Source organism: Pseudomonas sp. W2Oct36, assembly GCF_041060465.1.
In the GTDB taxonomy this organism is placed as follows: Bacteria; Pseudomonadota; Gammaproteobacteria; order Pseudomonadales; family Pseudomonadaceae; genus Aquipseudomonas; species Aquipseudomonas graminis_B.
In genome coordinates this window covers 453277-465624 of sequence record NZ_JAUERW010000002.1, presented here as the reverse complement: position 1 = coordinate 465624, position 12348 = coordinate 453277, and the positions used below count along the sequence as shown (strand labels likewise).

Below are 12348 nucleotides of genomic sequence, written 5' to 3'. Positions count from 1 at the left end.
GACAAGTGCCTCTCCCCCGGCTGGAAGCCGTCTGTTTTCGTTACTGCCGTCATCCACTACAAGACCGGAGCGTCACTCAATGAACACGAAAAAGGCCCTGCTATCCACGTTGCTTACCGCGGGCGTACTCGCCAGTGGCGCCAGTCAGGCGGCGGGATGGTGCGAGTCCGGCAAGCCGGTGAAATTCGCCGGCCTGAACTGGGAAAGCGCAATGCTGCTGACCGATGTGCTGCAAGTGGTGCTGAACAAGGGTTATGGATGCGAAGTGGACAGCCTGCCGGGCAACTCCATCACCATGGAAAACGCCCTGAGCACCAACGATATTCAAGTGTTTGCCGAAGAGTGGGTCGGCCGCAGCGAAGTCTGGAACAAGGCTGAAGCCGCCGGCAAAGTGGTCGGCGTCGGTTCGCCGGTCAAGGGTGCGGTGGAAGGCTGGTACGTGCCGCGCTACGTGATCGAAGGCGACGCCAAGCGCAAGCTGGAAGCCAAGGCACCGGACCTCAAGTCCATCGCCGATCTGGGCAAATACGCAGCCCTGTTCAAGGACGCCGAAGAGCCGGAAAAAGGCCGTTTCTATAACTGCCCGGCCGGCTGGACCTGCGAGCTGGAAAACAGCGAAATGCTGAAGAGCTATGGCCTGGAAAGCAAATACACCAACTTCCGCCCAGGCACCGGCCCGGCGCTGGATGCGGCGATTCTGTCCAGCTACAAGCGTGGCGAGCCGATCTTGGCGTACTACTGGTCGCCGACCCCGCTGATGGGCCAGGTGGACATGGTGCGTCTGGACGAGAAAGCCGGCGTGAACAAGACCATCGAGATCAAGGTCGGCCTGTCCAAGGCGTTCCACGAACAGGCGCCTGAACTGGTGTCGGTGATGGAGAAGGTCAACATCCCGATCGACCTGCTCAACCAGAATCTGGCGCGCATGACCAAAGAGCGCATCGAGTCGCCGAAGCTGGCGAAAATCTTCCTCAAGGAGCACCCGGAAGTCTGGCATCAGTGGGTGAGCGAGGATGCGGCGAAGAAGGTGGATGCCTCTCTCTGACAGGCACCGCTGTCTGTAGGAGCGTGGCTTGTCCCGCGAGCGGCCGGGAACCGGTCGTAGATAAGCCGAACGCGGTATGTCAGACACACCGCAGCGTTTGATTTTGCTGCCGCTTCGCGACAGATCGCGGGACAAGCCACGCTCCTACATGAACCAGGCCGCCACTCTAAACATCGAGATAACGATATGTTCCCCGAAAGCTTCACGTTCTCCATCGCCGACTGGGTCAATGACTGGGTCGACAAGCTGGTCACCAACTACGGCGACGTGTTCCGGCACATCTCCGACACGCTGCTGTGGGCCATCGTCAAGCTCGAAGGCCTGCTGCGCGTTGCGCCGTGGTGGCTGCTGCTGGCCATCGTCGGCCTGATCGCCTGGCACGCGACCCGCAAGATCACCACCACCGTGGTCATCGTCGGCCTGCTGTTTCTGGTCGGTGCCGTTGGCCTGTGGGACAAGCTGATGCAGACCCTGGCGCTGATGCTGGTCGCCACGCTGATCTCGGTGATTATCGGCATACCGCTCGGCATTCTGTCGGCGCGCAGCAATCGCCTGCGCTCGATACTGATGCCGCTGCTGGACATCATGCAGACCATGCCCAGCTTCGTGTACCTGATTCCGGTGCTGATGCTGTTCGGTCTGGGCAAGGTCCCGGCGATCTTCGCCACGGTCATCTACGCCGCGCCGCCGCTGATTCGCCTGACCGATCTGGGCATTCGTCAGGTCGATGGCGAGGTCATGGAAGCGATCAACGCCTTCGGCGCCAACCGCTGGCAGCAACTGTTCGGCGTGCAACTGCCGCTGGCCCTGCCAAGCATCATGGCCGGGATCAACCAAACCACGATGATGGCGCTGTCGATGGTGGTGATCGCCTCGATGATCGGTGCTCGCGGGCTGGGCGAAGACGTGCTGGTCGGCATTCAGACCCTCAACGTCGGACGCGGCCTGGAAGCGGGCCTGGCCATCGTCATTCTGGCGGTCGTGATCGACCGTATTACGCAGGCCTACGGCCGTCCACGGCATGAGGCGAACAAATGAGCGTCGAGACTATCAATCCAGCGAGCTCGGGCAATCCACTGAGCACGGGCGTTCCAGAGAATACGGGCGGCAAAATCGTCGTCAAGAACGTGTACAAGATCTTCGGCAACCGCGCCAAGGATGCCCTGGCGATGGTTCAGAACAACCAGAGCAAGGATCAGGTGCTGGCGCAGACCGGCTGCGTGGTCGGCGTGAACGACCTGTCGCTGTCTATCTCCAGCGGCGAGATCTTTGTGATCATGGGCCTGTCGGGCTCCGGCAAATCGACCCTGGTGCGCCACTTCAACCGCCTGATCGATCCCACCAGCGGCGAGATTTTGGTCGACGGCGAGAACATCCTGACCTACGACATGGAAGCGTTGCGAAACTTCCGTCGGCACAAGATCAGCATGGTGTTCCAGAGCTTCGGCCTGCTGCCGCACAAGACCGTGATCGACAACGTCGCCTACGGCCTGACCATTCGTGGCGAGAGCAAAACGCAATGCGCCGAGCGCGCGCAGCACTGGATCACCACGGTGGGCCTGAAGGGCTACGAGAAAAAGTACCCCCATCAGCTCTCCGGCGGCATGCGTCAGCGCGTCGGCCTGGCACGGGCGCTGGCGGCTGACACCGACATTATCCTGATGGACGAAGCGTTCAGCGCACTCGATCCGCTGATCCGCGCCGAGATGCAGGATCAGTTACTGGAGCTGCAATCGAACCTGAAGAAAACCATCGTTTTCATCACCCACGACCTCGACGAAGCCGTGCGCATCGGCAACCGCATTGCGATTCTCAAGGACGGTCAGCTGATCCAGGTCGGGACACCGAAAGAAATCCTCTACTCGCCTGCAGACGATTACGTTGATCGTTTCGTGCAACGGCGCGTGGCGACTCTCTAAGGACGCTGCGGTCATGTCGCGAGCAGAACAGATCATCATTGGCGAAGGCCCGCTCAGTTGGCGGGACGTGACCGCCGTTGCCCGCCATGGCGCAACGCTGTCGTTGTCCGAAGGCGCGTGGGCGCGGATCGACAATGCCCAGGCGATCGTGCAGCGCATCGTTGCCAGCGGCGAGCGCGCCTATGGCGTGAACACCGGCCTCGGCGCGCTGTGCAATGTGTCGCTGGCGGGAGAGCAACTCGGCCGGCTGTCGCGCAACACCTTGCTCAGCCATGCCTGCGGCGTCGGCCCGGCGTTGCCCGACGAGCAGACCCGCGCGATCACCTGCGCCGCGATCATCAATTACAGCCAGGGCAAGTCCGGGATTCACCGCCAAGTGGTCGAGGCCTTGCTCGCCTTGCTCAATCGACGCATCACCCCGCAAGTGCCGTCCCAGGGGTCGGTGGGGTATCTCACCCACATGGCGCACATCGGCGTTGCCCTGCTCGGCGTGGGTCAGGTCAGTTATCGCGGGCAAGTGATGTCGGCGTTGCAGGCGCTCAGCGAAGAAGGCCTGTCGCCGGTGGAACTGGGTGCGAAAGACGGTCTGTGTCTGGTCAACGGCACGCCGTGCATGACCGGCCTCAGTTGCCTGGCGATTGCCGACGTGAATCGCCTGATGCAGTGGGCCGATGTCATCAGCGCCATGACCTTCGAAGGCCTGCGTGGGCAACTCGACGCCTTCGACGAAACCATCATCGCCCTCAAGCCGCACCCCGGCATGCAACAGGTGGGCAAAAACCTGCGCGGTCTGCTCGCCGGCAGCGAAGTGCTTGCCAACAGTCAGGGCATCCGCACCCAGGACGCCTTGAGCATCCGCTCTATCCCCCAGGTCCACGGCGCTACGCGCGACCAGTTGGCCCATGCGACCCGGCAGATCGAGATCGAGCTCAACTCTGCCACCGACAACCCGCTGCTGCTGGGCAGGCCCGACGCGTATCGCGTGGTCTCCCAGGCCAACCCCCACGGCCAGTCCGTGGCGATGGCCGCTGATCTGTTGGCGATTGCCATGGCCGAACTGGGCTCGATTGCCGAGCGGCGGCTGGACCGGCTGATCAACCCGACAGTCAGCGGGCTTCCGGCGTTTCTGGTCAGCCAGCCGGGGGTCAATTCCGGGATGATGATCACCCAATACGTCGCCGCCTCGCTGTGCGCGGAAAACCGCCAGCTGGCACAACCGGCGGTCATCGATAACTACGTGACGTCCGGCCTGCAGGAGGATCATCTGAGCATGGGCACCAGCGCCGCCTTGAAGCTGCACAAGGTGCTGGAGAACGTGACGCAGATCCTCGCCATCGAGTATTTGCTGGCCGCCCAGGCGTTCGAGTTTTTCAAGGGCCCGCGCTTTGGCGTCGGCACCGAGGCGGCTTGGCGTTTGCTGCGCGAACGCGTGCCGGCCTACGACGAAGACCGCTGGCTGGCCCCGGACATTGCCAGCAGCGTGACGCTGCTGAAGAACGAAGAGTCATTGGAAACCGTATTCCAGCGCTGCCGCGACTACGCGGCAGGCGCTAGTCCCGACACCGACAACAACGGTCGCAGCGCAAGCGCCCCCCGCGCGGGACAGGCAGGAGCCGGTTCAGCGCAGACGACCGATACCCATTCAGGAGTAGCAGCATCGTGACCGACACCCAACAGGCGACCCCGCTGAATCTGATCCCTGGCCAGTTGAGCCTCGCCCAGCTGCGCGCGATTTACCAGCGACCCGTCACGCTGACCCTCGACGCCAGCGCCGATCGGCAGATCGAAGACAGCGTGGCCTGCGTCGACCAGATCCTCGCCGAAAATCGCACCGCGTACGGCATTAACACCGGTTTCGGTCTGCTGGCCTCGACGCGCATCGCCAGCGCTGACCTCGAGAACCTGCAGCGTTCGCTGGTGCTGTCCCACGCTGCGGGGGTTGGCGGGCCGATCAGCGATGAGCTGGTGCGCCTGATCATGGTGCTCAAGGTCAACAGCCTGAGCCGCGGCTTTTCCGGGATTCGCCGTCAGGTCATCGACGCGCTGATCGCCCTGATCAACGCCGAGGTTTACCCGCACATCCCGCTCAAGGGTTCGGTGGGCGCGTCCGGCGACCTCGCGCCATTGGCGCACATGTCGCTGGTGCTGCTGGGCGAAGGCAAGGCGCGCCACAAGGGCGAATGGCTGAACGCCGTGGAAGCTCTGGCGATTGCCGGGCTCACGCCGCTGACCCTCGCGGCCAAAGAAGGCCTGGCGCTGCTCAACGGTACCCAAGTGTCGACGGCGTACGCGCTGCGCGGCCTGTTCGAAGCCGAAGACCTGTTCGCCGGTGCCCTGAGCTGCGGCGCACTGACCGTTGAAGCCGTGCTCGGCTCCCGCGCGCCGTTCGACGCACGCATTCATGCGGCTCGCGGTCAGCGCGGCCAGATCGATTCGGCTGCGGCCTATCGCGAGCTGCTCGGCGAAGGCAGTCAGGTCTCCGACTCCCACCGGGACTGCGACAAGGTTCAGGACCCCTACTCCCTGCGCTGCCAGCCCCAAGTCATGGGCGCTTGCCTGACCCAACTGCGTCAGGCCGCCGAAGTGCTGGCGATCGAATCCAACGCAGTGTCGGACAACCCGCTGGTATTCGCAGCCGAAGGTGAAGTCATTTCCGGCGGTAACTTCCACGCCGAACCGGTTGCCATGGCTGCCGACAACATCGCCCTGGCCATCGCTGAAATCGGCTCACTGAGCGAACGCCGCATCTCGCTGATGATGGACAAGCACATGTCGCAGCTGCCGCCGTTCCTGGTGGCCAACGGCGGCGTGAACTCAGGTTTCATGATTGCCCAGGTCACGGCTGCAGCGCTGGCGAGTGAAAACAAGGCACTGTCCCACCCGCACAGCGTCGACAGCCTGCCCACGTCTGCCAACCAGGAAGACCACGTGTCGATGGCGCCTGCCGCCGGCAAGCGGTTATGGGAAATGGCGGAGAACACTCGCGGCGTGCTGGCTGTAGAATGGCTGGCTGCGTGTCAGGGTCTGGACTTGCGCAACGGTCTGAAGACCTCTGAAAAACTGGAAATCGCCCGCACCACGCTGCGCGGCAAAGTCCCGTTCTACGAGAAAGACCGCTTCTTCGCCCCTGATATCGAGGCCGCCATCGAGCTGCTGGCTTCCAACTGCCTGAGCGACCTGGTTTCTGCTGACCTGCTGCCGAGTTTTTGATCGGGACAGGCCAGGATGGCCTGTCGTTGAAATGAGTGGGGGATTACCCCTGTAGGAATGAGCTTGCTCGCGATGCAATAAGTCAGAAACGCATTTGCCGTCTGACACACCGCAATCGCGAGCAAGCTCACTCCCACAAGAGCCGCTCATTTCGCAGCAAAAAGTAAGACTAGGAACGTGTGAAATGACATCGCAAAACGCTACAGATCTTAAACGCGGGCTCAGCGCGCGTCACATACGCTTCATGGCGCTGGGCTCGGCCATTGGCACCGGGTTGTTCTACGGTTCCGCGTCGGCGATCAAGCTGGCTGGCCCCGCCGTGCTGCTGGTGTACATCATCGCCGGCGCTGCCGTTTACATGGTCATGCGCGCCCTCGGCGAGATGGCCGTGCGCAACCCGGTGTCCGGCTCGTTCGGCGAGTACGCCACCACGTACCTGGGCCCCCTCGCCGGGTTTGTCCTTGGCTGGACCTACGCGTTCGAGATGGTCATCGTCTGTCTGGCCGATGTCACCGCGTTCGGCATCTACATGGGCTTCTGGTTTCCCGAGGTGCCCCGCTGGATCTGGGTGCTCGGCATCGTCTTTCTGATCGGCGCGCTGAACCTGTGCAGCGTCAAGGTGTTCGGTGAAACGGAGTTTTGGCTGTCGCTGCTCAAGGTCGGCGCGATCATCGCGATGATCCTCGCGGGCTTCGGCATCATGCTGTTCGGCATCGGTTCGGTGTCGGGCGGCGGCGTCAGCAGCGTGAGCAATCTGTGGGCCTACGGCGGCTTCATGCCCAACGGCATCGGCGGCCTCGTGGCCTCGCTGGCGGTGGTGATGTTTGCCTTCGGCGGCATCGAAATCATCGGCATCACCGCCGGTGAAGCACGCAACCCGGAGCGCGTGATCCCCCGGGCAATCAACGCGGTGCCGCTGCGGATTCTGCTGTTTTACGTGCTCACGCTGTTCGTCCTGATGTCGCTGTACCCGTGGCAGCAGATCGGCAGCCAGGGCAGCCCGTTCGTCCAGATCTTCGATCACCTGGGGATTTCATCCGCGGCCACCGTCCTCAACATCGTGGTGATCACCGCAGCCGTTTCGGCGATCAACAGCGACATTTTCGGTGCCGGACGCATGATGTACGGTTTGGCCATACAGGGTCAGGCGCCCAAGGGTTTTGCTCAGCTGTCTGCTCAGGGCGTGCCGTGGATGACGGTGCTGGTGATGGGCGTCGCGCTGCTCTGCGGCGTTGTGCTGAATTACCTGATTCCGGAAAACGTGTTCCTGCTGATCGCCTCGATTGCGACCTTCGCGACGGTCTGGGTGTGGCTAATGATTCTGGTCACGCAGATCGCCATGCGCCGCTCGATGAGCGAAGAGGAAGTCGCCCAGCTGAAATTCCCGGTGCCGTTCTGGCCCGTCGCGCCGATTGTTGCCACCTTGTTCATGGTGTTTGTGTTTGGCGTGCTGGGTTATTTCCCGGACAGCCAGGCCGCGCTGGCGGTGGGGGCGGTGTGGATCGGGTTGCTGGTGGTTGCGTACTGGGTATGGGTCAAGCCGAAGCAGGACCTGATAAAGGCCACCCCAAACAGCTGATGAATTGCCGAACTCTTGGAGGCATCGATGAAAACGCTCTGGCACCACTGTCACGCAGCAACCATGGCGAACGGCACGTACTCGATCATCGAGGACGCCGCCATCGTGACCGATGCAGCGCAGCTCGTCTGGATCGGTCCTCTCCGAGACCTGCCGGACCCGGGCGACGTCAAGCGCGTCGACCTGAACGGCGCGTGGGTGACGCCCGGCCTGATCGATTGCCATACCCACACGGTGTTCGGCGGTAACCGCAGCGGTGAATTCGAGCAGCGTTTGCAGGGCGTGAGCTACGCCGAGATCGCCGCAGCGGGTGGCGGCATCGCCAGCACCGTGCGCGCTACCCGGGCCGCCAGTGAAGAAGAACTCTACGCCAGCGCCGAACGTCGTCTGCTTCATCTGCTCAGGGATGGCGTGACCACGATCGAGATGAAATCCGGCTACGGCCTGGACCTCGCCAGCGAACGCAAAATCCTGCGGGTCATTCGCCAACTGGGCGAAAACCTGCCGGTCACCGTGCGCAGCACCTGCCTCGCCGCCCATGCCCTGCCCCCCGAATACAAAGACCGCGCCGATGACTACATCGCCCACATCTGCAGCGAGATGCTGCCGGCGCTGGCGGCGGAAAATCTGGTGGATGCCGTCGATGCGTTCTGCGAATACCTCGCCTTCTCGCCGGCACAGGTCGAACAGGTGTTCATCACCGCGGGCCAATTGGGCCTGCCGGTCAAGCTGCATGCCGAGCAGTTGTCCTCGCTGCATGGCTCGAGTCTGGCGGCGCGTTATCAGGCGCTGTCGGCTGACCATCTGGAATTCATGACCGAAGAAGACGCCATTGCGATGGCAGCCTCAGGCACGGTCGCCGTCTTGCTGCCGGGGGCGTTCTACTTCCTGCGCGAAACTCAGTTGCCGCCAATGGATGCCCTGCGCAAACACGGGGTGAAGATCGCCATTTCCACCGACCTCAATCCGGGCACGTCGCCGGGCCTGTCGCTGCGGCTGATGCTCAACATGGCCTGCACGCTGTTCCGCATGACCCCGGAAGAAGCCCTGGCCGGCGCAACCATCCACGCCGCTCAAGCGCTGGGCATGGCGGGGACCCATGGTTCGCTGGAGGTGGGCAAGAAGGCGGATTTCGTCGCCTGGCACATCGAACGGCCTGCCGACCTCGCCTACTGGCTGGGCGGCGATCTGGACAAACGCGTCGTGCGTCATGGCGTGGAACGCACTCTCTAATCAGGGGAATACTGTGGACAAGGTTCTGAGTTTCACTCGCGGTCGCGTACCGCTGCTGATCAGCATGCCGCACCCGGGGCTGCACCTGACGCCCGTTGTGCGTGACGGTCTGGTGGACGAGGCCGTGAGCCTGCCGGACACCGACTGGCATATTCCGCGCCTGTACGACTTTGCGTCTGATCTGGGGGCCAGCGTGCTGTCGGCGGAATATTCGCGCTTCGTCATCGACCTCAATCGCCCGTCCGACGACACGCCGCTGTACGCCGGCGCGACCACCGGGTTGTTCCCCTCGACGCTGTTCGAGGGGGATCCGCTGTTCAGGGAGGGTTTGGCGCCGAGTAAGGAGGAACGCGCGAGCTATCTGGAGAATATCTGGACGCCGTATCACGACACGCTGCGCAGCGAGCTCGAACGCCTGCGCGCCGAGTTCGGCTACGCACTGCTGTTCGATGCGCATTCCATTCGTGGGCACATCCCGCACTTGTTCGATGGTCGACTGCCCGACTTCAACCTGGGCACGTTCAACGGCGCGAGCTGTGATGAAGCGCTGGCCCAGCGTCTGGACACCGCATGCGCTGCCGCGAAGCTTTACAGCCATGTGCTGAATGGGCGCTTCAAGGGCGGCCATATCACCCGCCACTACGGCGATCCGGCCAACCATATCCACGCGGTGCAACTGGAACTGGCGCAGAGCACCTACATGGACGAGTTCGTGCCCTTCCACTACCGCCCCGATCTGGCCGAGCCAACGCAGGCGGTGTTGAAAGGCTTGCTGGAAGAAATGATCGCCTGGGGACGGGAGAAGTACGGGAAGTAACCGGATGATGGTGCCCACGCAGAGCATGGGCACCATCATCAATGTACGCGTGGCGTTAGTAGGACCGGCTTCAGCCGGGAAGAGGCAAGTCTGAGCGCCATCAATTCCTGGTCATCAGCGTTACTTCTTCAACAACCGCAACCCGTTGGCCACCACCAACAGACTCACGCCCATGTCGGCGAACACCGCCATCCACATGGTCGCCATGCCGGCGAAGGTCACCGCCAGAAAGATCAGCTTGATCACCAACGCCAGCGCGATGTTCTGCTTGAGCACCGCCGCCGTGTCCCGCGACAGGCGAATGAAGGTCGGGATCTTGCGCAGATCATCATCCATCAGCGCCACGTCGGCGGTTTCGATGGCGGTGTCCGTGCCAGCCGCCGCCATGGCGAAACCGATCTCCGCCCGGGCCAGCGCCGGCGCATCGTTGATGCCGTCGCCGACCATGCCCACGCGATGGTTCTGCGCATACAGGGCTTCGATGGCTTGCAGCTTGTCGGTCGGCATCAGATTGCCCTGGGCCTGATCGATGCCCACCTGAGCGGCGATGGCCTTGGCCGTGTGCGGGTTGTCACCCGTCAGCATCATCGTCTTCACGCCCAGCGCATGCAGCTGCTCAATGGCCTCGCGGCTGCTGTCCTTGACCGTGTCGGCCACCGCAAACAACGCCAACGGGCCGGAGGCATCGAACAGCAGCACCACGGTTTTTCCCTGGCTTTCCAGCGCTTCAAGTTGCGCTTCCAGCTCCGGCGAGCAATACCCGGCGTCATGCACCAGACGGTGGTTGCCCAAATGGTACAAACGCCCTTGCACTTCGCCCTTCACGCCAAGCCCTGCGAGCGCCTCGAACGCTTCAACCGGCAACCGAGCGCCTTCCTGCGCCGCCTTGGCAATGGCTTGAGAAACGGGGTGATCCGAGCGGCCCGCCAGACTCGCCGAGATCGCCAGCGCCTGTTCGCCCAATGACGCATCGAGCAACACGTAATCGGTCTGCACCGGCTTGCCGTGGGTGATGGTGCCGGTCTTGTCGAGGGCCAGATAATCGAGCTTGTGCCCCATCTCCAGGTACACGCCGCCCTTGATCAGAATGCCTTTGCGCGCCGCTGCCGCCAGACCACTGACGATCGTCACTGGCGTGGAAATCACCAGCGCACACGGGCACGCCACCACCAGCAACACGAGCGCGCGGTAGATCCAGTCAAACCACACCGCCCCCATGAACAGCGGCGGGATGATCGCAATCGCCAGCGCCAGCGCGAACACGGCGGGCGTGTAGATTTTGGAAAAGCTGTCAACGAAACGCTGAGTCGGCGCACGCGCACCCTGGGCCGCCTCGACGGCGTGGATGATCCGCGCCAGCGTCGAGTTGTTGGCGGCGGCGGTCACTTTGTATTCCAGCGAACCGGCCTGATTGATCGTGCCGGCAAAGACCTTGTCGCCCACGGTTTTCTCGACCGGCAGGCTTTCACCGGTGATCGGCGCCTGATCGATACTCGACTGGCCGGCAACCACTTCACCGTCCAGCCCGATGCGCTCGCCCGGTTTGACCCGGACGACGCTGCCCAACGCAATATCCTTGACCTCAAGCTCAAGCCACTCGCCGTTCTGCTGCACGGTGGCGGTTTCCGGCGTCAGCTGCATCAGGCCGCCGATTGCGTTGCGGGCACGGTCCAGCGACTTGGCTTCAATCAGCTCGGCGACGGTGAACAGAAACATCACCATCGCCGCTTCCGGCCATTGCCCGATCAGCACTGCACCGGTAACGGCAATGCTCATCAGCGCGTTTATATTCAGGTTGAAGTTTTTCAGGGCGATCCAGCCCTTTTTGTACGTGGTCAAGCCGCCGCTGAAAATGGCGATCAGCGCGACGATGGCGACCACCCAGGTGGGTGCGGCGTTGGTGAAATGGATGACTTCCGCCGTCAACGCAGCGACACCCGACAACGCCAGCGGCCACCACGGTTTGTTGGCGGGCGGCAGCGACGCGGTTTCCTTGTCGGCGCCCTCCTCGATCAAGTCCGCCTGCATGCCCAGCGCGCCAATGGCTTCGCGGATGGGATCGGTGGACGGCAGCTCATGCCACACGCCCAGCACCCGGTTCATCAGATTGAATTCAAGCTTCTGAATACCCTTCATCTTGCCGAGCTTGTTCTGGATAAGCGTCTGCTCGGTGGGGCAGTCCATGGCTTCGATGCGGAAGCTGCTGAGCTGACCTTCAGCGTCTGATGCGCCATCGATGGTCACGACGGACGGTGCGCTGTCATGGGAGCAGCACGCGTGGGCAGCGTGGTCGTGTTTGTGCACGGGCGTGAGTTTGGCATGGCCGTGGTCATGACCGGCGTGATCGTGATCGGCGTGGTCATGGCCGGAATGATCATGGGCAGCGTGCTCGTGCTCGTGCTCGGCATGTTGGGGCGCGTCGTGAGCGGGTTTGTGCGAGGAAGATTTGTGTACAGAGTCACTCATGGATTGAGTCTCTAAATGTGCGTGTTGCCAAGTGAACACCCTGTAGCCACTATAGGGTCAAGCGTCCTATTGAGGTCTT

General features: G+C 62.6%; 9 protein-coding genes. 8 read left to right on the top strand and 1 reads right to left on the bottom strand.

Annotated features, from left to right (window positions below):
* The first annotated feature begins 79 nt into the window (after positions 1–79).
* From QWI18_RS04885 to hutG, 8 genes are all read left to right on the top strand, one after another.
* On the top strand, positions 80–1045 hold the full coding sequence (locus QWI18_RS04885; protein ID WP_369318314.1) for an ABC transporter substrate-binding protein: 966 nt from the start codon (positions 80–82) through the stop codon (positions 1043–1045).
* 186 nt (positions 1046–1231) lie between these two features.
* Positions 1232–2083: a proline/glycine betaine ABC transporter permease gene (locus QWI18_RS04880; RefSeq protein WP_192130864.1), complete on the top strand. Its 852-nt coding sequence runs from the start codon at positions 1232–1234 to the stop codon at positions 2081–2083.
* Positions 2080–2964 carry a glycine betaine/L-proline ABC transporter ATP-binding protein gene (locus QWI18_RS04875; protein ID WP_065986706.1) on the top strand — a complete coding sequence of 295 codons (885 nt, stop codon included), beginning with the start codon at positions 2080–2082 and terminating at the stop codon, positions 2962–2964. Before QWI18_RS04880 ends, QWI18_RS04875 begins: the two co-directional genes overlap by 4 nt.
* Before the next feature lie 13 nt (positions 2965–2977).
* Positions 2978–4627 carry a histidine ammonia-lyase gene (gene hutH, locus QWI18_RS04870; protein ID WP_369318313.1) on the top strand — a complete coding sequence of 550 codons (1650 nt, stop codon included), beginning with the start codon at positions 2978–2980 and terminating at the stop codon, positions 4625–4627.
* 23 nt (positions 4628–4650) lie between these two features.
* Complete coding sequence (gene hutH, locus QWI18_RS04865) at positions 4651–6174, top strand: histidine ammonia-lyase (protein ID WP_369318360.1); 1524 nt, start codon at positions 4651–4653, stop codon at positions 6172–6174.
* Between the two features lie 184 nt (positions 6175–6358).
* Positions 6359–7753, top strand: a complete 1395-nt coding sequence (locus tag QWI18_RS04860) for an amino acid permease (protein WP_369318312.1) — start codon at positions 6359–6361, stop codon at positions 7751–7753.
* Positions 7754–7780: 27 nt separating this feature from the next.
* Complete coding sequence (gene hutI, locus QWI18_RS04855; RefSeq protein ID WP_369318311.1) at positions 7781–8986, top strand: imidazolonepropionase; 1206 nt, start codon at positions 7781–7783, stop codon at positions 8984–8986.
* Positions 8987–8999: 13 nt separating this feature from the next.
* Positions 9000–9803, top strand: coding sequence for an N-formylglutamate deformylase (hutG, locus tag QWI18_RS04850; protein WP_369318310.1), 804 nt, complete (start codon positions 9000–9002; stop codon positions 9801–9803).
* 120 nt (positions 9804–9923) lie between these two features.
* On the opposite strand, the gene QWI18_RS04845 is transcribed toward hutG, so the two are convergent.
* Positions 9924–12269: a heavy metal translocating P-type ATPase gene (locus QWI18_RS04845; RefSeq protein ID WP_369318309.1), complete on the bottom strand. Its 2346-nt coding sequence runs from the start codon at positions 12267–12269 to the stop codon at positions 9924–9926.
* Positions 12270–12348: the final 79 nt, after the last annotated feature.